The organism is Candidatus Vicinibacter proximus, assembly GCA_016713905.1.
Taxonomy (GTDB): domain Bacteria; phylum Bacteroidota; class Bacteroidia; order Chitinophagales; family Saprospiraceae; genus Vicinibacter; species Vicinibacter proximus.
The window spans coordinates 975575-996622 of sequence record JADJOE010000001.1 but is presented as its reverse complement, the minus strand read 5'-3'; the positions used below and the strand labels follow the sequence as shown (position 1 = coordinate 996622).

The 21048-nt window shown below is 35.2% G+C and carries 23 protein-coding genes and 1 pseudogene; 9 read left to right on the top strand and 15 right to left on the bottom strand.

Translation table 11 applies throughout. From position 1 onward, the window contains the following. Window positions 1-164: 164 nt before the first annotated feature. Together IPJ83_03985 and IPJ83_03980 are read left to right on the top strand one after the other, a co-directional pair. Complete coding sequence (locus IPJ83_03985; protein MBK7879703.1) at window positions 165-542, top strand: VOC family protein; 378 nt, start codon at window positions 165-167, stop codon at window positions 540-542. Window positions 543-605: 63 nt separating this feature from the next. Beyond that, window positions 606-1120: pseudogene (locus tag IPJ83_03980) on the top strand (GNAT family N-acetyltransferase). 135 nt (window positions 1121-1255) lie between these two features. Here IPJ83_03980 and IPJ83_03975 read toward each other — a convergent pair. Together IPJ83_03975 and IPJ83_03970 are read right to left on the bottom strand one after the other, a co-directional pair. Continuing rightward, complete coding sequence (locus IPJ83_03975) at window positions 1256-2698, bottom strand: hypothetical protein (GenBank protein MBK7879702.1); 1443 nt, start codon at window positions 2696-2698, stop codon at window positions 1256-1258. A 3-nt stretch (window positions 2699-2701) separates the two neighbouring features. Further along, window positions 2702-3259, bottom strand: coding sequence for an RNA polymerase sigma factor (locus IPJ83_03970; protein MBK7879701.1), 558 nt, complete (start codon window positions 3257-3259; stop codon window positions 2702-2704). A 133-nt stretch (window positions 3260-3392) separates the two neighbouring features. Here IPJ83_03970 and IPJ83_03965 point away from each other — a divergent pair, with 133 nt between their 5' ends. Together IPJ83_03965 and IPJ83_03960 are read left to right on the top strand one after the other, a co-directional pair. Then, window positions 3393-5726, top strand: coding sequence for a fasciclin domain-containing protein (locus IPJ83_03965; protein MBK7879700.1), 2334 nt, complete (start codon window positions 3393-3395; stop codon window positions 5724-5726). A 403-nt stretch (window positions 5727-6129) separates the two neighbouring features. Beyond that, window positions 6130-6492 (top strand): DUF2200 domain-containing protein, encoded by a 363-nt coding sequence (locus IPJ83_03960; GenBank protein MBK7879699.1) that lies wholly within the window; start codon window positions 6130-6132, stop codon window positions 6490-6492. Between the two features lie 347 nt (window positions 6493-6839). On the opposite strand, the gene IPJ83_03955 is transcribed toward IPJ83_03960, so the two are convergent. The 4 genes from IPJ83_03955 to IPJ83_03940 form a co-directional block, all read right to left on the bottom strand. Continuing rightward, a complete protein-coding gene (locus IPJ83_03955) occupies window positions 6840-7058 on the bottom strand; it encodes a helix-turn-helix transcriptional regulator (GenBank protein MBK7879698.1) in 219 nt (72 codons plus the stop codon). Between the two features lie 3 nt (window positions 7059-7061). Further along, a complete protein-coding gene (locus IPJ83_03950; protein ID MBK7879697.1) occupies window positions 7062-7598 on the bottom strand; it encodes a DUF2975 domain-containing protein in 537 nt (178 codons plus the stop codon). A gap of 702 nt (window positions 7599-8300) precedes the next feature. Continuing rightward, window positions 8301-8996, bottom strand: a complete 696-nt coding sequence (locus tag IPJ83_03945; protein MBK7879696.1) for a CPBP family intramembrane metalloprotease — start codon at window positions 8994-8996, stop codon at window positions 8301-8303. A gap of 439 nt (window positions 8997-9435) precedes the next feature. Continuing rightward, window positions 9436-9987, bottom strand: a complete 552-nt coding sequence (locus IPJ83_03940; protein MBK7879695.1) for a cupin domain-containing protein — start codon at window positions 9985-9987, stop codon at window positions 9436-9438. Between the two features lie 53 nt (window positions 9988-10040). Between IPJ83_03940 and IPJ83_03935 the strand changes: the two genes are divergently transcribed. Then, the gene (locus tag IPJ83_03935; protein ID MBK7879694.1) at window positions 10041-10664 is read left to right on the top strand and encodes a TetR family transcriptional regulator; all 624 of its coding nucleotides are present in this window, start codon (window positions 10041-10043) and stop codon (window positions 10662-10664) included. A 275-nt stretch (window positions 10665-10939) separates the two neighbouring features. Here IPJ83_03935 and IPJ83_03930 read toward each other — a convergent pair whose 3' ends face one another. The 6 genes from IPJ83_03930 to IPJ83_03905 form a co-directional block, all read right to left on the bottom strand. Further along, the gene (locus tag IPJ83_03930; GenBank protein MBK7879693.1) at window positions 10940-11275 is read right to left on the bottom strand and encodes an Hpt domain-containing protein; all 336 of its coding nucleotides are present in this window, start codon (window positions 11273-11275) and stop codon (window positions 10940-10942) included. Next, the gene (locus IPJ83_03925; GenBank protein MBK7879692.1) at window positions 11276-11662 is read right to left on the bottom strand and encodes a response regulator; all 387 of its coding nucleotides are present in this window, start codon (window positions 11660-11662) and stop codon (window positions 11276-11278) included. Then, the gene (locus tag IPJ83_03920) at window positions 11659-12759 is read right to left on the bottom strand and encodes a response regulator (GenBank protein ID MBK7879691.1); all 1101 of its coding nucleotides are present in this window, start codon (window positions 12757-12759) and stop codon (window positions 11659-11661) included. The genes IPJ83_03925 and IPJ83_03920 overlap by 4 nt, the downstream gene beginning before the upstream one ends. Next, a complete protein-coding gene (locus tag IPJ83_03915) occupies window positions 12756-13784 on the bottom strand; it encodes a hypothetical protein (GenBank protein MBK7879690.1) in 1029 nt (342 codons plus the stop codon). Before IPJ83_03915 ends, IPJ83_03920 begins: the two co-directional genes overlap by 4 nt. 144 nt (window positions 13785-13928) lie before the next feature. Continuing rightward, window positions 13929-14552 carry a hypothetical protein gene (locus IPJ83_03910; protein ID MBK7879689.1) on the bottom strand — a complete coding sequence of 208 codons (624 nt, stop codon included), beginning with the start codon at window positions 14550-14552 and terminating at the stop codon, window positions 13929-13931. Between the two features lie 36 nt (window positions 14553-14588). Further along, complete coding sequence (locus tag IPJ83_03905) at window positions 14589-14975, bottom strand: hypothetical protein (GenBank protein MBK7879688.1); 387 nt, start codon at window positions 14973-14975, stop codon at window positions 14589-14591. Between the two features lie 123 nt (window positions 14976-15098). On the opposite strand from IPJ83_03905, the gene IPJ83_03900 reads away from it, so the two are divergent. Beyond that, window positions 15099-15665, top strand: a complete 567-nt coding sequence (locus IPJ83_03900) for a response regulator (protein MBK7879687.1) — start codon at window positions 15099-15101, stop codon at window positions 15663-15665. Continuing rightward, on the top strand, window positions 15631-15828 hold the full coding sequence (locus tag IPJ83_03895; protein MBK7879686.1) for a LytTR family transcriptional regulator DNA-binding domain-containing protein: 198 nt from the start codon (window positions 15631-15633) through the stop codon (window positions 15826-15828). The genes IPJ83_03900 and IPJ83_03895 overlap by 35 nt, the downstream gene beginning before the upstream one ends. 653 nt (window positions 15829-16481) lie before the next feature. Here the strand turns inward: IPJ83_03895 and arr are convergent. The 3 genes from arr to IPJ83_03880 all read right to left on the bottom strand — a co-directional run bounded on the left by arr (window position 16482) and on the right by IPJ83_03880 (window position 19461). After that, complete coding sequence (gene arr, locus IPJ83_03890) at window positions 16482-16907, bottom strand: NAD(+)--rifampin ADP-ribosyltransferase (GenBank protein MBK7879685.1); 426 nt, start codon at window positions 16905-16907, stop codon at window positions 16482-16484. Window positions 16908-16935: 28 nt separating this feature from the next. After that, a complete protein-coding gene (locus IPJ83_03885) occupies window positions 16936-17229 on the bottom strand; it encodes a hypothetical protein (protein MBK7879684.1) in 294 nt (97 codons plus the stop codon). A 435-nt stretch (window positions 17230-17664) separates the two neighbouring features. After that, the gene (locus IPJ83_03880) at window positions 17665-19461 is read right to left on the bottom strand and encodes a serine hydrolase (protein MBK7879683.1); all 1797 of its coding nucleotides are present in this window, start codon (window positions 19459-19461) and stop codon (window positions 17665-17667) included. Window positions 19462-20006: 545 nt separating this feature from the next. Here IPJ83_03880 and IPJ83_03875 point away from each other — a divergent pair. Further along, entirely contained in the window at window positions 20007-20465 is a 459-nt protein-coding gene (locus tag IPJ83_03875; GenBank protein ID MBK7879682.1) for a hypothetical protein, read from the top strand. Between the two features lie 5 nt (window positions 20466-20470). Beyond that, window positions 20471-21031 (top strand): hypothetical protein, encoded by a 561-nt coding sequence (locus IPJ83_03870; GenBank protein MBK7879681.1) that lies wholly within the window; start codon window positions 20471-20473, stop codon window positions 21029-21031. Window positions 21032-21048: the final 17 nt, after the last annotated feature.

The window sequence follows — 21048 nt, the reverse complement described above, 5'->3', positions numbered from 1 at the left end:
GAATTCTAACCAAACTAATTCTTAAAATAAGTTTATTTAAAAATGATAGCTTTACAAAATCAATGAAAACTTTTACATTTATCCTCCTGTTAACCGTAGCCTCATTTGGCTTTGGTTTTGTTTGTAAGTCATTAATTGTACATCAAAATAAAAACGCATCAAATATGAAAAAGGTAACTGGCATCGGAGGCATTTTTTTTAAATGCAAAGATCCAAAAAAAGTGACAGAATGGTATCAAAAACACCTTGGCTTAACCACCAATCCCTATGGTGCTACCTTTGAATGGTATGAATCTGAAGACAGCACTAAAAAGGCACAAACCCAATGGACACCTTTTTCTGAAACCACAAAATACTTTGAACCCTCTTCTAAAGATTTTATGATAAATTACAGGGTTGAAAACCTGGAAGCACTTGTGGCAGAATTAAAAAAAGAAGGGGTAACCATTGTGGATAATATGGAAACTTACGATTACGGTAAATTCATCCATATCCTGGATACCGAAGGAAATAAAATTCAATTATGGGAACCCATTGATTGAACCAAACATTGGTTAAATTACAGTTTTTATCTTGCTGTGATTTGTGCAATTAAAAATTAAGTTGTGGACATACAAAAAGTAAGCCTGGAAGAAATAGTCCAATTAGAAAAAATCAGTCGGCAAACTTTTTGCGAAACATTTTCCTCCGGGAATACGGAAGAAAATATGAATAAATACTTAGATGAAGTATTTTCCAGTGCGAACCTCAGCATTGAACTGAACGATAAAAAAGCTGAATTTTACTTCGCAAACTAGATGATAAAGTTATAGGCTATTTAAAACTAAATTTCGGAGAATCGCAGACAGAAATACGGGACGACAATGGGCTTGAAATAGAACGCATCTACGTTTTAAAAGAATTTCATGGCAAGAACGTTGGACAATTACTCTACAACAAAGCCATACAAATTGCCAGAGAAAAAAATAAGGACTATGTTTGGTTGGGCGTTTGGGAAGAAAATCCCAGAGTTATAAATTTTTATAAGAAAAACGGTTTTGTTGCGTTTGACAAACACCTCTTTCAATTGGGAAATGACTTGCAGACGGACATCATGATGAAACTAAAACTGAATGATTAATGCGTTTTAAAAGATAACTTGTCTTAAAAAAATATACTTAAGAAGTAAGGCTAATAGCACTTTTCCAAAATTATATGTCTTTAACGCAACTGCTACTTGCTTGAAATCCTGAACTGCCTGAAATTACGAATCAGTTTATCTCAAAGATTTCCCTATCGATATGCCTAAATTCAACATTTGATTTCTGCCGAGGTTACTCAGATTTCTGGCATAACCAACGCCAATTTCTGTCGACCATGAATTAGTGATTTGATATTTATATTGCAGAGACATGCCCGGATTGAATCTATATTTATAAGAGGAGAATTCTGGGTTAATTTCAACATGATCTCCATGAACCAGACTGTGATGCGACAAAAATTTATCTACTGCACTTCTTCTACTCAAAACTATTTCTGTTGCAGCAAAAATTGTGGTATAAAAACCACTTTTGAATTTTTTAAAATAATACTTAAGTCCAACTGGCAAGGACAATGTGGATACCATTTGCCTGGCTTGGAATTCAATGTTTACCAATTCATTATGGCCAACAGAACTGTTTTTTGCTCTGGATACAGTCATATTGGTCCGGATGTTTCCAAAATCCGTTGGCAAAGAATGGGTGAAATGATTGATGTTTATGGTCGGTAATTTTTCTTCCGTATTGTAATCATAAGGTATGTTCAAATCGTATTTTGTTAGAAGTTGATCCTGTCTGTATCCAGGGTTAAAAACCAATGCAAATTTTCTGGTAATTGATTTTTCGAATTGGATGCCAGCACCAAATGTTCTGTCGTATATAGAAGAGGAAACAGTTTCACTCAATGAACTGACTTCAATATCCTTATGGTATTTGACAGGGAAACAGGCTAATTCTAAGCCAATATAATTAATGAAAGATTTTGATCTTGATGAATTCACTTTAGGTACATTACATTTGTCAATAGACTTTCTTTCATAATTTAATCTGAATTTTAAATCATTCGATTGCTTTAAGGGCTCATATTGCCAATTATCGCGTTCTGATCCTTCAATAACATATGGAGTCAGATTTTTCAAATCAATCAGTGAGTCCATGAGTCCCCTTGGAGCAATTTGATTCTTGGTGGAATAGTAATCCCTTAATTTGTTAGTAGCCACATCCTTACTTTTTACTTGGGTATCATTTACTAAACTCTTATGACTATTTGAATTTCCAGAATAATTTGAATTCCTTATTTGCTCTTCTTTTTTATTTTTCGCAGTTGATTCGGTTAGCGCACCTTTTTCGTTATTGCCGTTAGAAGTTTCACTTTTATGAATCCTTGAAAAATTTGATTCCTGATTCGTTCTACCTATTTCCAAATGATTTGCAGAAGGTTGGATATATTCGGTTTTTTGGATGGCCTGGAACTGTTGGCAGATAAAAAGTAAACTTAAGGCAAATGAGCCAGTGAGCATAAATAAGATTAAGCCTTTTCGGTGCCTTTTCTTCTTCCTGATCTCCTTATGCACATTTAACCAAACTTTATCTGATGGTTTGAAAAATACATCATCTAGAGGTTCAAACTCTTGAATTTTATTGGTCTTTAATCTATCTAAATTAAGTTTATTACTCATTTTCTAATTCGCTAATTCTAAATCTTCTAAAGTTTTTTTTAGATAAACTTTAGATTTCATCAACTGTGTTTTAGAAGTACTCTCCGAAACGCCCAGCTGCTCTGCAATCTCCTGGTGATTGTAACCTTCAAAATAATAAAGATTAAAAACTGTCCTGTATCCGGACGGCATTTCCTGCAAAGCTGCAATTACATCCTTTACCTCTAAATCTGCCAATACATTGTATTGATCTTTTAAAGTATTAGCTAAATTTTCACTTTCAATGGCATCAAATTTAATATTGGACTTCCTGAGAGAAGCAAGATTGGTGTTGATTACAATCCGCGCACCCCAGGTATAAAATGTACCACGGTCTTTATCAAAACTATGCAATTCTCTAAAAATTTTAATCATACTTTCCTGCAGCATGTCCTCTGCCTCCTCTCTGGATGAACTATAACGTAAGCAGATGGCAAAGAAGGAATTGCAGTATTTATCATACAATTCTTTATAAGCTCGGTCATCACCTTGTTTGGCCCGTAATATTAAATTCTCCTCGATAATCTGTAAAGCTTTACTCAAGATATATGCGGTTTTTGAAAAAAGGGTTGTCTCCTTTTTTTGTTTAATCATTTTGAATAAAAAGTTAAACAAGAGGCAACCCTTTTGGTTCAGGCCGCATATATGCTCTATATCAAACTTTAAATAAAAATTTATGAAATCAAAAATGTTACTCCTACTTATTGCAGGTTTTTCGTGGTTAAATGCTTATAACCAATCCGTTGTGGACATCATTGTTGGGTCTCCTGACCACAACACCTTGGAAGCAGCTGTCGGAGCTGCGGGTCTTGTACCTACATTACAAGGTCAAGGTCCTTTTACAATTTTTGCGCCAACAGATAATGCTTTTGCTGCGCTTCCAGCAGGCACAGTTGAAGCGCTACTCAAAGATCCGAAAGGAGCCCTTACTCAAATTTTGTTGTATCATACTGTGGGGGCAAATGCTTTGTCTACAGGATTATCCAATGGACAATTCATCAAAACCATCAATGGCAAATCTGTAAATGTCCTCATCAACTCAGATGGGGTTTTTATCAACAACGCCAAAGTAACAGTTGCCGATGTGATCGCTGATAATGGTGTGGTACATGTTATTGATGCTGTTCTTTTACCTCCTGCCACTGTAGCAGATGTCATCGTTAACTCCCCTATACATAATACCCTAGAAGCTGCAGCCGGAGCTGCGGGTCTTGTACCTACTTTACAAGGTGCTGGTCCTTTTACCATTTTTGCGCCAACAGATAATGCATTTGCTGCGCTTCCAGCAGGCACAGTTGAAGCCCTACTCAAAGATCCGAAAGGATTACTAACCCAAATCTTATTGTATCATGCGGTTGGTGCAAATGCTTTGTCTACCTGTTTATCCAATGGACAATTCATCAAAACCATCAATGGCAAATCTGTAAATGTCCTCATCAACTCAGATGGCGTTTTTATCAATAACGCCAAAGTAACTGTTGCCGATGTGATCGCTGATAATGGTGTGGTACATGTCATTGATGCCGTTCTTTTACCTCCTGCCACTGTGGCAGATGTCATCGTTAACTCCCCTATACATAATACACTTGAAGCAGCTGCGGGGGCTGCGGGTCTTGTGCCTACTTTACAAGGTCCAGGTCCTTTTACCATCTTTGCGCCAACCGATAATGCTTTTGCTGCGCTTCCAGCAGGCACAGTTGAAGCCCTACTCAAAGATCCGAAAGGATTACTAACCCAAATCTTATTGTATCATGCGGTTGGTGCAAATGCTTTGTCTTCCTCTTTATCCAACGGACAATTCATCAAAACCATCAATGGCAAATCTGTAAATGTCCTCATCAACTCAGATGGCGTTTTTATCAATAACGCCAAAGTAACAGTTGCCGATGTGATCGCTGATAATGGTGTGGTACATGTCATTGATGCCGTTCTTTTACCTCCTGCCACCGTGGCAGATGTCATCGTTAACTCCCCTATACATAATACACTTGAAGCTGCAGCCGGGGCTGCGGGTCTTGTGCCTACTTTACAAGGTCCAGGTCCTTTTACCATCTTTGCGCCAACAGATAATGCTTTTGCTGCGCTTCCAGCAGGCACAGTTGAAGCGCTACTCAAAGATCCGAAAGGATTACTAACCCAAATCTTATTGTATCATGCGGTTGGTGCAAATGCTTTGTCTACAGGATTATCCAATGGACAATTCATCAAAACCATCAATGGCAAATCTGTAAATGTCCTCATCAACTCAGATGGCGTTTTTATCAATAACGCCAAAGTAACGGTTGCCGATGTGATCGCAGATAATGGTGTGGTACATGTTATTGATGCCGTTCTTTTACCTCCTGCCACTGTGGCAGATGTCATCGTAAATTCGCCAATACTTACTACCCTTGAAGCTGCAGCCGGAGCTGCGGGTCTTGTACCTACTTTACAAGGTGCTGGTCCTTTTACCATTTTTGCGCCAACAGATAATGCATTTGCTGCACTTCCTGCTGGTACCATTGAAGCTTTACTTAAAGATCCACAAGGAGCCCTTACCCAAATTTTATTGTATCATGCCGTTGGTGGCAAAGTCTTGTCCACTGACTTATCTGACGGACAATTAATTAAAACCATCAATGGACAATCTGTAAAGGTTACCATCAACACGGATGGCGTTTTTATCAACAACGCTAAAGTAATTGTTGCAGATGTTATTGCCGATAATGGTGTTGTGCATGTCATCGATGCCGTTCTTTCAACAACTGTATCCGTTAATGAAATATTGCCAACAAACATTGAAGTATATCCAAATCCGGTACTGGATAGAATCTATATAAGAAATAGTCAAGATCAAAACGCAGATTTCAATATCTCGATAAACGAACTATCCGGCAAAGAGATTTTCAAATCAAGAGCCAGAAATGGTGAAGCAACAATACTTGGTATGAATTCCGGAATTTATATTTTGAAGATTAGCACTACACAGGGAAATTATACACAAAAAATAGTTAAGATATCGAATAATTAATTTGTATTTGATGTTTGGTAATTCTAAAAGGCAGGGGTTTTAAAACCCCTGCCTTTTTTTATTTATGATCAGCAATACAAGAATAAATACAATTTTATCAGTCCTTAGTCTACGAAGTAGGAATGACCTCATTTCAATTAATAAAATTTCAAAATTAATTTAGTTCCGGCATTTTATTTAAGGTTGGAATATTAAATGTTAAATTGATTGAGAAAGTGTCCACATAATGAACTGAAACTTAAATTTAAGTCGCAACTTGTAAATTAATGCATATCTTTAGATTACTATTTTTGAGTCTAATCAAAAGATGATTTGAAATTTTACAGCACTATATTTGTAAAATAGATTAGCTGTTCCTTTCATCCAATTAGCTCACTTAATACTTAATGCCAAACCACAAATTATGAACAACAAGGTACAAGAAGAACGAGTTGCAAAAATGACCTTCGCCTCAGTATATCCCATGTATGTTGCAAAAGTGGAGAAGAAAGGCAGAACTAAAGAAGAATTAATCCAGGTTATAGAATGGCTTACAGGCTACACTAATGAGAAGCTTCAGGATCTCATTGAAAAAAAAATAAATTTTGAAACCTTCTTTCAAAATGCTTCCATAAATCCAAATGCTAAACTCATCACCGGTGTTATATGTGGCTTCCGTGTCGAGGAAATAGAGAATCCACTGATGCAAAATGTCCGATATTTGGATAAGCTCGTAGATGAATTGGCAAAAGGCAGGAAAATGGAAAAAATATTGAGGAACACTTAAGATGTTGACAAACTAGGTGCATGGCATCACCATGTCATTCTAATAATTAATTATCCCAAGAATAATTAACAGAGGATTTTAATTTAATGAAAGAGTATATTTATTCTTTAAAATCTTTATTACGTACAAAGCCCGTTGTCATTTTTTAACTTATTTATATCCTTAGTAATAAAAGATTTATAAACAAATTCCTTTACGATTAAGCCAAGCCTTATTTTAGCCATAACCATTTCATTAAAAGTTTTTCCATTCATTCATAATCTGTCCTGACATGGATAGAAAATAGGTTATACACTCTTGGAATTCCATTTGTCAAGTCGAAATTTTTTCAAACCTGCATCTAAAATTTATTCTTCTTTTGGTGGACTTAAATACTCTAAAATGTCTCCAGGCTGGCAGTCTAGAGCTTTGCAAATTGCTTCAAGAGTGCTAAAACGAATTGCTTTTGCTTTTCCGGTTTTCAAAATCGAAAGATTGGATAAAGTCAAATCGACTCTTTCAGAAAGTTCATTTAAAGAAACTTTCCGTCTTGCCATCATCACGTCCAGGTTTACAATTATTGGCATAAATTAAACGGTTAAATCGTTTTCTTTTTGAATTTCAACTCCTTTTGAAAATATTGTCGCAATAATATAGATTACTGCCGCCATCAATATGAATGCCTGGCTATCTGCCCAAAACTGGTCCAGCATATCGATATCATATCCACGGTGCAGGAGATAATTTGCTGTTTGTCGAGCCAGGTAACTAACGAGTCCAATCGACAGCGTGAAGTAGCTAATTTTTGTAATCTGATCGGAAACCAAACTGTTGAATGGTTTTAACAAATTTAGTTTGCTAATAAGTCCGATGACCAAATAGAACAGGTATGCCTTCAAAATCGAGACGACCAAAATGAAACTATACATACTGTAAAAAGCCCATTTGCTGCGATTATACATTTCACTTAAGTCCATTTTTTGATACAAATTCTGGATAATATCCGGTTTGTACAGACTGTAAATAAAATTCACTAACAAGGCTCCTGCTTCAATGCATAAGCCAACAAAAATGACCCAAGCAACAATCTGCAGGCCAATAAATACATAGTTGTTTCTTTTTGACATCTTGTTAAAATTTAAAATTATGGGGCAAATATAATAAATATTTATTGTTATTCGATAATTTATTATTTTTTAACAAAAAATATTTGAAACCATTAATTAATCCCTACAGTATATTAATTGAAAGGAGCTCTCAAAATTTTAAATCAGGAGTTGAGTGGTCATATTTTGAGCTCTAATTATGAGGTCTGTTAAGATTTCTACTGTCTCTTAAGGATGTGGTTACTCAGAAAGCCCCAGATCTAACCGTAGAATACCTTGATCCGCCTTTCAATTGAACTACTTGTTCCAGTTAGAGGTGATGGTACCCGATATTGAGAGAATATGGTTTGATGTAAATGTTACTATCGAATTTGGTTCAGGTGCTAAGCCTATCAATTTATTGCATATGTGAGCAAATAGGCTACTTTATACCTTTTATGAAGAGTCAGATACTAGGTCGTTGGACAATTATTCCTTTGTTAAAGATTAGAACTAACCCTTTTAACTCACAATATCTTACAAAGTTTACCCCAGATTGAGTGGGTCACATTGAATGGCACTTTATAAATTGCAAACTTGCTGAATTATCCCTCCAACACCTGAAGCAAATCATTGTAGTCTATTGCCCTTCTTCATGGGCTTTTCAATTTAGTGTTGATTCACTTACCTTATCTCCATAAGAGTCAATGGTTATTACGATGATAAAATACTTTATGCCATATTCTAAGGTGCATCCATTTGTCGATGTTGTTTTACAATCAAATAGTCAAACACAAGCACTGATATTTTTGGAAACAAAAGCATTGTAAAGAATGCCATATACGATATAGTCACTGTTGGTGGAGGAACTACTAAAGTAAAAATATGGTTGCCTGTTGCAGTATCCGGAAAAATATAGTTTTGTGTTAAATTCCATCCAAAGTGTATAGCAAAAGGGATGAGTAAAGAAAAGGTTCTCGCAAATGAATAAGCCAATAAAAGCCCCATTGCAAATGTAAATGCAAACAAAATGGTCATTTGGGTCCAGTTGCCCCAAACTCCTGCATTTAGCCAATGCATAGCTGCAAAAAATACAGAGCTAACAAGAATAGCTTTTACCTGACCGATTTTTTTAATTAGAATATAAAGCAACACACCTCTGCAAATTAATTCTTCTGTCAAAACTGATCGAAACTGATACCATGTTTCAAGTACAATTGAACTAAGGGATAAAGATTGAGATATTGTGTACTCCTCTCTTGCAATATACATTCTCAAAAGAAAAGCAGTCGCAGAAAAAAATGTAGAAACCATGAAAAGAATTGTGAAATATTTCAGTCTGTCTTTTGTTGGTACAAATCCCAAAACCGATAAGTTGCCTTTTTCAAAAAAATAAATGAGAATCCAAGAAATTGTAAATAGTCCGATTAATTGTATCATTTAATTTTTTATTTAAAGCCTTGAAGTTACAAACATATAAAAGTTTGTGATTCTTTGGAATTTGGTCACTCAAATAAGGCCATATTTCTATTGCAAAATCAATCGAGTCCTTTAGTCATGTGGATAGACCTTTTGGTCTGCATTAGGAGAATAAAAAGTGCGTAGGAAAAGAAAATTGTAGGTTCTCTATTGGTTTAATTTATTTGGCATTTAAAGATCTTATTTTATTGCTTATAAAAGTAAATACATTACATACAGATCCGTTTCGTAAAGCGATATTCCGATAATAAGGTTCAAATATTTTGTGCAGAACAAGTCTACAGATGGTCAAACAATCCTCCCATCGTCATCTTGCATAGACTTTTTAAAAGCTGATGTGCGTATTTTCGATGATGGGGTGAATTAGAAAATAATACTGCAGAAGAATGCCCTTTTATTTCTATTTCAATGCCGAAGGAGAATCCTCAAAGTGTTTGTATTTGCCCAAAATTCGGCCCATAAAATTGGTTATAGGAAAAATTACTTTCTTGACAAATGATGGGATTTCGGGCATATCGTATTCACTTGCATATTTTGTAAGTAAATAGGCACCGTCAAAAGGCTCCGGTTCCCCTTTGCCTGATTTATTCTGTGCAGCGTAAACTGCCGAAAGAAAAAATACAATGGAATTGGCTGGATGTATCCATCCTTTACAATGTAGTTCCTCTTGCCCTTCTGCCCAAAACTTATGGGGAGTGCCTTTTGTAAACAAGACTGTTTCGCCAGCTGTTGCCGTCTTAGGTTCTTCTCCAAGGAGTTGATAGCCCATTTTACCTGAAACGACGGTGAGTGATTCTTCTTGCTTAAAATGTGTGTGCATCGCCGGGCCGGCTCCGGGTTTGCAATATGCATCCAATATTACTTTGTCACCTCCGTTGGATGGCTCTACGGATTGGAAAATAATTTTTTCTCCAACGCAGTTTTCAATGGTGTATGGATATTTGTAGTTCATTTGCATTAATTTTTCACCAAAAATACATAAATTTGGACATTGTCCAAATTATTATGACCACAAAAGAGAAAATATTATCCAAGGCACTTGAAATGTTTAATGACAGAGGCATTGAATATGTTGGCCTCAGGGAACTGGCTGCTATTTTGGATATGCGGGTTAGCAACATTACCTATTATTTCCCGACAAAAGATGATTTGGTGAATCAACTGTCATTGGATCTAAACAAATTGAATTCTGAATTAGTCATTGCAAATGAACATATTACGGTTTTGACCTTTCTTGAAATGCTGAATAGTGTATTTGCAAACCACGTTAAATATAGGTGTCTTTTGTTGAGTTTTGTCCATTTAATGGAGCAGAATAAGGCCATCTCGGCACGTTACCAAAAAACGGGGAAGGACAGAAACAGTGTAATGAAGTCAAATATAAAAGCACTTACTAAGTCCGGTTACCTCAAAATAAAGGATGAAAAGGATATAGATTTCTTAACTTCCACACTCTCGCTAATCATTCGTTTCTGGATTTCGGAGGCAGCAGTGTCACACAGTCGCATGGGTGTACAAGAGCAAATCAGTCACTATTTATCCATGATCATGAAACTGATGTCAACGTATGCAACACCAAAAGCAAAAAAAGAACTAGAGATGTTTGAGGAAAAAATATACGGATTCTAATACGCATAATATTCCTGAAAATCAAGTAACTCGGAAACTTTAACTCTCCATGCTTACACTGTCCGCCCCACCCGAAAAATCGTGTTTAAATTACTTAACTCACCTGTTCCCCTCAAAGAAAGTCACCAAGACTAAACCTCTGTTAGTATTTACCGATACGCACCAGACATTCTGCTTTTACAAATAAAAACAACAATGAAACAGCTGACCCATGTTTTGGCATATAGTTTACAGCTTTTCGGACACTTAGTCGAAGAGACCGATACAAATGTTGTTTAAAACTGATCTAACATCCCCTTTAGTATATTCTCTGATTGCCTCGATATGGAGTGCGATTCATTTAATAGTTTTTCAAGAACATCCACATTATTCAATTTCACAGCTTCTTCTATTTTGATGAGTTCTTCTTTTAAACTTGCAATGCCCATAAAATCAGCTTGTGGTTTTAAAGAATGTGCATTAATGCGTAATTGTTCCCAATCTCCATTTTTCAGGTTTCGCTGCATTTCCTCAAAAGTCTTTGGCGTCACATCAAGGTATAACGAAATGTAGCGTTTCATTTTTTTAGGATCGTCTTTGGTGAACTTTTTTAAAAAGCTTAAATCGACCATCTACACATTTGCCTTAATCAGTTGAAAAATTTCTTCAAAAGCATCCTGGCCCTTGATCACATAATGCATTGCTCCATACATGATGGTTTGTGAAGCTATTGCATAACTTTTTTGGCTGGACAGCATGATTACCGGTAATGCAGGATTTCGCTTTTTAATTTCTTTCAAAATATCGATACCATTCGCAGCATCTTTTTCTTTTGAATTGAGATAATAATCCATAACTACAGCATCCGGGTGTTCATCCAGGCTTAATAAACACGCTTCCCCGGTTGGAAATGTTTTTACATTAAATCCTGCATCTTGTTCCTTTAAATAATCACTTAACATTTCGGTTAACAGTGGCTCATCATCTACGATGAAAATGGTTGGATTGTCATTGGTCATTTTTTTTTTTTTAAGTTATAAATCTTTTGTAATAATTCATTTGTATCAAACGGTTTTCCAATAAAATCGTTCATGCCCGCTTGGTAGCAAAAATCTACTTCCTCTTTGAGCACGTTGGCAGTCATGGCGATGATAGGTGTATTGGCTTTTTCATTGCCAAAGTTTCTTATGGCTTTGGTTGCTTCGAATCCATTCATGGTTGGCATTTGTACATCCATCAATATCACATCAAAGTCTGAAGATCTCAATTTCTCTACCGCAATAAGTCCATTTTCAGCCAGCACCAATGTTAAGCCTTCAATGGCATCTTCCAATTCTTCCTGCGCAACCACTGCATTGAATGTATTGTCTTCTACAAGCAGAATACGTATGCCCTTGAGTTCATCGGCAATATTTGCATTTGAAAATTCAGTATGAGGTTCCTGTACGGCTGTTTCGGCAATGGCATAAGGTAGGGTAAAATGAAACCTACTGCCTTTTCCTTTTTCACTTTCCACCCAAATTTTACCTCCGTGCAATTCAATCAACATCTTAGAAATACTCAAACCCAATCCTGTACCGCCAAATTTTCTGGAGGTGCCGTTGTACGCTTGCTCAAAGGATTTAAAGATCCTGTCCATTCTATCGGCATCAATGCCAATACCCGTATCCGAAACAATGAAGTGTAAATGCACTTTATTACCTGTCTGCTCGGAACTTAACGTCGTAGTGACTAAACCTTTTTCAGTAAACTTAATTGCGTTGCCTAAAAGGTTGATCAAAATCTGCCGCAAGCGGGTCGCATCACCTTTGACATGTATAGCATCCTTTGGAAGATCCTCTTTCATTTCCAGTCCCTTTTCTTCTGCTTTAAACTGCATGATGGTGTGCACATTATCCACCAATTCATGAACAGAAAAAGGCTCCTGTTCCAATTCAACTTTACCGGCTTCAATTTTTGAAATATCAAGGATATCATTGATGATTACCAGTAAGGAATCGGAAGACTGTTTGATGCCTTCCAGGTACTCTTTCTGATCCTCTTTTGGGTTGCGTCTCAACAAAATATCGGTCATGCCTTTGATTGCGTTCATTGGTGTGCGGATCTCGTGGCTCATGTTGGCCAGAAATTGATGTTTGGCTCTTTCCTGGCTTGTGCCTTTTCTTTCTCTGCCTGATCTTCACGTAATTGTTTCAGACGATAAGCGGTGACCAACATTAATCCAAGTGTGGATAAAGTTAATAAAACATAAGAAAAGGAAGTCACATGATCATATCCAAATTTCCATACTCCGGGATAAGAAGGTATAAGTTGAGAGCCAATGGACAGGATATAAAACAATAGAAATAGATTGGCATATTTTACCCTTTTTATGGCCACAAAAATAGCTTGAATGAGTAAAATAATCACTACAAACAAGGTAAAATAATTGGATATCTTTCCAATGACAGGTTCTTCATCTGAAACAATAGCAGGTTCAAATAAATATTGGTAAGATAAAACGCCAAATTGGGTAAGAAGGACGATCAACAATAATATAAATACAAAACTATTCAGTTTATGGACCCAAAGGGATATCTGTTTTATTTTCAATACGGTTTCCGTATAATTGAACAAACCTAATAGGCTGATGGATGTTGCAAAAACAGTAATTGCACGATTGGATTGAAACTGTGCGTAGATATTTGATGTATTGAATGTATTGAGAAATAAACCCAAAAAGAAAAACGTAAGATGTAAATGTGTGACCTCCTTATTGATCAGAAAAATAATCAGATAATACAAGAATAAGATTAACAGGATGCCTGTCATGATGTAGTGAGGAAGATTTTGTCTGTAGTGATCGTACCAAAGTAGGGATTCTTCAAAATGAACGACCTCAAATTTACCAATTCCAGTGGATGAATAAGGAAATAATCTGTTTGATTTAAAATTAATATAAATGGTCAGGCTGTCGCCGTAATGTGCATAAAGGCGGAAAATATTGAACATTCCGGGAACCGTTTTCTGATCATCACTTAAATTACTTCCCGTGATAAATTTTGTGTAGTTTTTGTTTTCATCCGGCACATATACCTCGACATCATCCCATTGTTCGGGCAGCATAAAAGAATGTCTCGTGTTGTTTTTTGCTTTACTCACTAACTTCAATCTACACCAATAAGAAGCCGCTGGTTTTCGGGGTATCATTTGAAGCGAGATCATTGGATCCATCTGGTCCCAATTGTTCATAACATCTTCCAGACTATACTTTTGATTTGGGTCTTCAACAAAAGTTAAAAGATGTTAAATGTGGTTTAATCTGCGCGGTTGTCCCCAATTGTGGGTATGCATGATAGAATCCTGGATATTATAAACCTCCCCAAATTCAAAAAAATTCTGATTATCTGCCAACACCAGGGAAATGTGATCTGGACGCCAGCCCTCCGCATTCTGTTTTCTTGCATCCTCCAGTCTCAGATAAATTATCTTCACCTCGTTTGGCGCCAAATTAAGCTCAAAATAATTGGCACCGTACTTACAATCTTTCTCTTTTGGCGAAAGCGCCAGACCAAATTTATAATGTTCTGTTGACCCGCTATTTGAAGTTACAAATAAATCTACCTTATCCCAGCTTGCCTGCCAATAAGGCGCAACATGAAACAAATAATTATCTCTTTTTGATTTACTTCCCACCACTTTCAACTTAACCCAATAGACGGCATCTTGATTAAAAAGAAACCTGGAGGTTTCAGAATAGCTTAATTCCGAAACTCTGAAATTAAATAACTTTTCTCCTGGCTCTATGGTAGAATTATTTTTATACTTTTCCTGAAATGAAGGGGAACTGATTTCCTCAAAACTATATTTTCCTTCCATGTCCTCAAGAAGTTGAAGTTCATCATAAATATAAGGTAATTTATCTGACATTTTATCTCTGCCGACCGCTAGTTTTGATAAAAACAATTATCCTTCATCCACATGATAACCATAGGAAATGGCAAGTTCCTGAATACGTTGCTCACATAGATCGCGTTGCTGTATATTTCCTTTTTTATGATATGCCTTTGATAGTAGGCGATATGCATCACGAAGATGAAGAGAGTCCTGATTGGTAATGGCATCTGTTACCAGTTTATCCGCTTGCTCTATAGCCAAATTATAATTTTTTCGATGTAAAGCCTCTATAATACTTGAAAGTATCTGTTGACGCTTTTCGAAACCCTGCGGAAGTGCAAGGGTTTTTGATGTTGCATCTTTGTTTTTCTTCTCCTGCAAGCTGTTTTGAGAAATGCATGGATATATGCCTGTAACAATTATAAAAAGGGATAATAATATTTTTATTGAATTCATGTCTATCTTTTATTGTAGCTCAAAAATAGTTGTAATAGCTTTCATGCCTATGTTTGAGTTATCGAAAGGTAAGCATAATGATCAAACGGTTTTAATTAATAATGTATCTTTACTGCAAGTTTTATGCAATCGGTAAAAGCTTTAATAGTAGAAGACAATGCCTTTATGGCCGCTGTTTTGGCAGATCTACTGCAGCAAGAAGCTTCCAATATTTCAGTTTTGGGTATAGCCAATACAGGGAAAGAGGCACTGCACCTAATAGAATCTATCAAACCTAATGTTGTTTTTTCGGATATTGAATTACCGGATATGAATGGCTTTGAATTACTAAATCAGCTGGACCATATTCCTTTCCAAACTATTTTTACTACATCCCACAGTCACTATGCAATTAATGCTTTTAGATTTAATGCATTGGATTATTTAGTAAAACCTATTAAAGATTCAGAACTTAAGGAAGCGATTCGTAGAATTGGCAGCACAAAATCCCACAGTGATGTTACCTTGGCACTGCAAAATCTGGAAACAAAAAATATAGACGATCAAAAGTTAGTTTTGCCTACGCAAACAGGTACATTACGCTTTACGCTAAAGCAAATTACGCACATTGAAGGAGAGCGCAATTACAGTTATATTTATTTATCAAACGGTTCCCGTGAGTTGTCCTCTAAAAAATTTAGCATACTTTGAAGAAATACTTGCCGATAAAAGTTTTTTCAGTAGCCATCGTTCGTATCCGGTAAACAGATACCATATTGATGCATTAAAAGACGATCAATTTATATTAAAAAATGGTTGTGAAATTCCTATTTCCAGGCGTAAAAAAACAGAAGCCGGGGATTGGTTTTTGTAGGAAAAATAAAATTGCAATGGTCGGATTTGCAAAATTTTGCTGAGGTAAATGAGCAACAAACTATTCCATCTTAAGCCAAGAACAAATTTGTGAAACAAAGCTTTGGGTCAAGTAAAAATTTTGAGGAGAAAGCAGTTTTGCGCCCCCCCGTATTCACTAAAGTTGTCTTAAATTCCATCCTTTTATTCACATTGTTCCTTTTAGTCTTAATACAAAAAAGAACCAAAAAAAATCAAGGCTGTTTTCATTTCTTAACGCAAAAACTGATTTAAAAAGCTAAACAAAATAAACTCGCCATAATCATCCATAATAGCTCTTGGCCTTACTGTCATAATCCTCTTAGCTTATCTGCAGGCGAGCTCAAACAGTATTTTGCTTTTAACGCTTTTTAAATCAGTTTATGCTAAAATGAAAAAGGCCGATCTGAATTTCTCATTCGAGATCTATATGATGAGGTATCGGAATCCTTTTAATCGAACTTTTAAAGATGTTTAATTTGTACTTAATACTCATAAAATTTACCTGACTAAAAACTTTTGCCAACCCTATGAGATACGACAGGCAAGCAACATTTAACTTTAAAATTTCAGAGAAACGTTTCTACAAATAGTTGATTTCATATTTTTACAGATTTTGTAAATTAAATTTCAAATCTACTCATCGTTTAAAGAATTAATACCTTGATCTTTGAGTTTTGCCAGATGTGCTTTCATCGTTTCAACTTGTTCGATTGAGTGTCCTTGCCATACAGTAACTTCTCCCACTACTTTAAACGGATGTGTCGACCGATAAGATAAAGTTGGGTTACCTGGAAATTTTTTATCCGTCAAATCAGGATCATCCTCGATTTCTCCTGTCGGTTCTACTAAATAAATTCTTTCCTTTCCATCGCCCACAGATAGTTCAGCACCCCAAATGGCAGCGTCCAAAGTTGCCGTTAAGAAAATATATTTGGCATTTTTTCTTTGGCCAAAGTTAGAGTTAAACCCCACTTCAATTAAATCACCAATTTTAAGATCCGCTTTGGTACCATGAAAATAGGTCTGAGCAAAAGGGGTTTGAATTGATTTGTTTTCCATTTGGTTTGATTACTTCGGAATGTAATTATTATTTATTCTTAAAACGCAAGCCATTTTCGGCCAACAATCTTTGTAGTTTAGGAATTGTACTTTTGCCCATTCCGTGGAAACTTAGAACGTCCTCCTCAGCATACTTTGAAAGTTGTTCCAGTGTCTTAATTCCATTATTTTCCAATGCACGTCTAGCCGGCGCAACAAGTAATGAGAGAAAATTATCCTTCGGTTTCCGTTCTTCTTCACAAATCGGACAAACAGGACAGTCAGAACTTTTATAGAACCGATGTCCTTTGCTACAAGTCTTTAAATTCTTTTTGGTTTCCATAAGATATGCCACTTTTTTGGGACTGTTTACATTATAATCATCACTATCTAGCAAGAATGGATAAATATTACACTATTTGTATTTTTCTTTAATTAAAATTCATCTGCTAAAAATACATTTTTATTTAGAATTAAAGAATACTTCGCCGATCAAATTCAACCCTTGATAAAGGTCATAAATAAATTTTTCTCTTGTATAAAAATTATATATTTTAACATAAAATCCTCCTGATCACTTACTTCATCGACTTTGCAAAGTGGGTGAAATTCCTTACAATTTTAACTTGGTGATCAAAGTTTGATATGCACTAAATGTACCATTGATTACTGAACATCTAATATAAACTAGTTTGTGAAATGAGTTACATCGACTTACATTTCGGCACTTGTTTACAAAAGTTGTTGTAGCTGCTTTTGATAATTTTTAATAAAACAACTATGGTTTTTTAATATTTAAATCTGCAAATACCTTATCAAACATTACGAGGTCATATTTATTATCTTTAAAAAAGATATAATCATCCCTCATTAAATCTTCCCAGATATAACCTGGCTTAATAGAATCCTTAAGATGAGATTTATAAATATCTATGGCTTTGTTATACTCATGGTTAAATAAATACAGATGAGCCTGATTCATTAACAAATTCAGATCTTCCGGATATAACTGGACTCCTCTGGTGAAATAAGCTAATGACTCCTTATATTTTTTGATCTCTAAGAAATACCATCCTATTTCATTGAATAATTGGGTTGTTAATTGGACAGTATCGGGATTCCCAATTTTAATCGCCTTTGGAAAATCCCTTCCATTTACATTTCTACTGTAGCCTGTTACATTTCCTTTGGCATCTTTAATAAACTCCTTTACCGCTGGAAATTCCTCATTGAAAAAACTGGTCATTGAAGTAAAATGCATTTTGGCATAAGTCCATCTAGTATAAAAATGGTATTCATTGTCTTTCTTTCCGACTGCAGCCCACTGGTCATCGTATAAATATATACCTTCATAGTCCTTTATGACTTCCTCCTTAACCATGATACTCTTTTTCCTTTGGGGTTCCCGGTAAAAATTTTTCCACTTGTACACCTTAGCTACACTATTAATTAATTCCGGCAAGAGTTTTGGATAGCTTGAATTCAAGAAAATGACAACACCATAGCCATCTTCCAGGCTACCATAAAATTGTCCGCAGAAACCATCATTTCCAGCTCCGTGTTGAAAATATTTAACGCCATCGTGATCTTCTATAAAAGTGCCCATCGCAGCGCTTTCGTCAATATACGGAGTCAGATGCAATTTCACCATCTCATCATTCAGCACTTTTGAAGCTGTGCCTTTTAATGCCATTTGCATATCCAAAATATAATTACAAAGGTCACTTGGTGTCATCCACAATCCAGCAGCAGCCTGTTCCGGGTACACGTGGAATTTATTATCTATCGGCAAGCCGTCCTGATTGTAGGCAGAAGCGCATAAATACCTTCTATCTTGTGCTGGTGGCTGTGCATAAGTACTATGGGTCATACCGATTGGTTTTAAAATATGATCATACATCCAAACATCATAAGGTTGCTTTACGATATCCGATAAAATTAATTGGGAAATTGAAGTGCCTCCTCCTGAATATTCATACTTCACTCCTGGTTCATACATGCTGCGCACTGCTGGTGTAAAAGAAGGTTTTTTCCCGTCCAAAACCTCAATCAAGCTTGGAATTGGCCCATGGATATCATGCCCCGGGAATCCATGCACTGTTAAGCCGGCTGTATGACTAAGTAAATTAGCCAAAGTAATTTTTTTTCCTCCGGAAAGTGAATCGTAAGGAAACTTCCATGAATTTAAATAGGTATTTATATCGGTGTATAGGTCTAACTTTTTATCCTGAGCCAATTTTAAAATACCTACAGCATTCAAAGACTTTGATATAGAGCCCGGTTCAAATAAAGTTTCCGTGGTTACCGGTCTCTTCTCTGCTACATCTGCCCAACCATAGCCTTTTGCCCAATCCACTTTATAATTATGTATGACTGCAATGCTCATCCCCTTCACCTTATATTTAGCCATCCTTTCAGCAATGGTACCCGGCATTTCATCATTTAGCAATAGATTTCCTGAGATATTATTCTCGAATTCTTTGATTCTATCGAGGGTTTCCGGAGCGTAAGTATTTTGAGAACAACCCAATGAGTAAAAACATAATATGGCTAAAAATAAAATAGGGATTCTCATTGTAAAGATTTTGAATAAAAGCATAAGATTATACTATTTTTTTTAAATTCTCTAAGTGTAAATATCTTAAAATTTTTTGGATACACCTATAATCTATTAAATTAAGTGAACGACACCTGGATCCTTAAGGATGACCCGCAATCCAACTTTTAAGTGAAACCCCAAATTAACTTTTTGACAATCTGACTTTCTTAAATGGGAAAGCCGATCATAAATTTTTCCATTTACATTGCTCCTCGTGTTGGTCAACCAGATTAAATTATACGGAGTTATAGAGTTTTTGATTGAGGGAATAATTATCAAATATTAATTGTAATACACTTGCAATTTTGGCAGAATAGGATAAATTTGCATTAAAATAATAGAATAAGTCCACAGGAATACAAGAACTTTTAATAGACTGTTTAGAAAACTTACCTTGTTTGCAAAAATTAATGAAATATACTACTTTGAAGGGTCAAAATGATTTGGACATTTGTTATATAAAATTCGAGAACTTTTCTTTGGGCAACAATATAAATTTTACTGATTTCGAATCATGTTATATGAAAAATATAAATACTTATAGAGATTGGGAAGTAGAAGAAGAGATAACCGATTTGTGCAGGCAATCATTCATACTACAAAATATTCAATTGACATATTATATCTTGCTTACAAAGAGTCTATATAAAATTCATCCTCAAATTTCAAGTACATGGATTAATAAGAATATCGGCAATATCTCCATTCAATTCAATGAGCACAACATTGATGGTGTATTGCTCAGTGACAAACCAATAAAAACTAACATAGCCAATGCTTTAAAATTAGCTAGATTGGGAATTTGGACCGCAATGGATCGAAACTTGGCAATACATTTAACAGTAATTCTTAATGCTCAATATAAAATTGCAGGATTTGAAAATTTTCAATTTTTATTAAGTGTATTTCCATCTATTTCTGTAGGATCAAATGTTTACCCTGGGGTAACACCATCAAGTCCAGTTTGGAATTGTAACTAATTATAATGTATAAATTTGTCTTTAAAAACACTATTGCGGGCGCAATAATTTTTTATAAAATTGTATTTACTTCACCAACAGAAATTTTTGTTAAGTATAATACAATAAACAAGGAGTATTCATATGTTTATGATAAATATATTTATCACAAAATAGGCAATGATACTGTAAAGGTATTTTGGAATGGTGTCTATTTAGATGAAAGTAGCAATTGGATGGGTGGAATTATATTGGACTCGAGCATTAAAAATGAAATTCTTAAGAAAACAGAATTACAACAATCTTATTTAATTTGGACTGATGCAAAATACATAAAAGAAGAATATGAAGGATTTAGTATAGAGCGCGTTCTTGGTTCTTTAGATAATTTTAATTTCGAAAAATATTGGACAACTGAATGTTTTACTGAATATAAATCCAATAATTATATTCTTCTAAAAAGTATTGGTAAATTTAATGGAGGACATACTTTTCATGAAGAAGAACTTATTTCAATGGACACTTCATATAGTGAATCTGATTCCGACTTAATTGAAATCAAAAAAATATTTAAAATTCACGATTAATAAATTTTATTTTAACT

Excerpts from the sequence above, each read along its gene's own strand:
- IPJ83_03955 (MBK7879698.1), bottom strand. The coding sequence starts at position 7,058 with ATGCCAATAATTGTAAACCTGGACGTGATGATGGCAAGACGGAAAGTT.
- IPJ83_03940 (MBK7879695.1), bottom strand. The coding sequence starts at position 9,987 with ATGAACTACAAATATCCATACACCATTGAAAACTGCGTTGGAGAAAAA.
- IPJ83_03945 (MBK7879696.1), bottom strand. The coding sequence starts at position 8,996 with ATGATACAATTAATCGGACTATTTACAATTTCTTGGATTCTCATTTAT.
- IPJ83_03950 (MBK7879697.1), bottom strand. The coding sequence starts at position 7,598 with ATGTCAAAAAGAAACAACTATGTATTTATTGGCCTGCAGATTGTTGCT.
- IPJ83_03965 (MBK7879700.1), top strand. The coding sequence starts at position 3,393 with ATGAAATCAAAAATGTTACTCCTACTTATTGCAGGTTTTTCGTGGTTA.
- IPJ83_03905 (MBK7879688.1), bottom strand. The coding sequence starts at position 14,975 with ATGAATTCAATAAAAATATTATTATCCCTTTTTATAATTGTTACAGGC.
- IPJ83_03885 (MBK7879684.1), bottom strand. The coding sequence starts at position 17,229 with ATGGAAACCAAAAAGAATTTAAAGACTTGTAGCAAAGGACATCGGTTC.
- IPJ83_03910 (MBK7879689.1), bottom strand. The coding sequence starts at position 14,552 with ATGTCAGATAAATTACCTTATATTTATGATGAACTTCAACTTCTTGAG.
- IPJ83_03985 (MBK7879703.1), top strand. The coding sequence starts at position 165 with ATGAAAAAGGTAACTGGCATCGGAGGCATTTTTTTTAAATGCAAAGAT.
- IPJ83_03880 (MBK7879683.1), bottom strand. The coding sequence starts at position 19,461 with ATGAGAATCCCTATTTTATTTTTAGCCATATTATGTTTTTACTCATTG.
- arr (MBK7879685.1), bottom strand. The coding sequence starts at position 16,907 with ATGGAAAACAAATCAATTCAAACCCCTTTTGCTCAGACCTATTTTCAT.
- IPJ83_03960 (MBK7879699.1), top strand. The coding sequence starts at position 6,130 with ATGAACAACAAGGTACAAGAAGAACGAGTTGCAAAAATGACCTTCGCC.
- IPJ83_03870 (MBK7879681.1), top strand. The coding sequence starts at position 20,471 with ATGTATAAATTTGTCTTTAAAAACACTATTGCGGGCGCAATAATTTTT.
- IPJ83_03925 (MBK7879692.1), bottom strand. The coding sequence starts at position 11,662 with ATGACCAATGACAATCCAACCATTTTCATCGTAGATGATGAGCCACTG.
- IPJ83_03875 (MBK7879682.1), top strand. The coding sequence starts at position 20,007 with ATGAAAAATATAAATACTTATAGAGATTGGGAAGTAGAAGAAGAGATA.
- IPJ83_03935 (MBK7879694.1), top strand. The coding sequence starts at position 10,041 with ATGACCACAAAAGAGAAAATATTATCCAAGGCACTTGAAATGTTTAAT.
- IPJ83_03920 (MBK7879691.1), bottom strand. The coding sequence starts at position 12,759 with ATGAGCCACGAGATCCGCACACCAATGAACGCAATCAAAGGCATGACC.
- IPJ83_03930 (MBK7879693.1), bottom strand. The coding sequence starts at position 11,275 with ATGGTCGATTTAAGCTTTTTAAAAAAGTTCACCAAAGACGATCCTAAA.
- IPJ83_03975 (MBK7879702.1), bottom strand. The coding sequence starts at position 2,698 with ATGAGTAATAAACTTAATTTAGATAGATTAAAGACCAATAAAATTCAA.
- IPJ83_03900 (MBK7879687.1), top strand. The coding sequence starts at position 15,099 with ATGCAATCGGTAAAAGCTTTAATAGTAGAAGACAATGCCTTTATGGCC.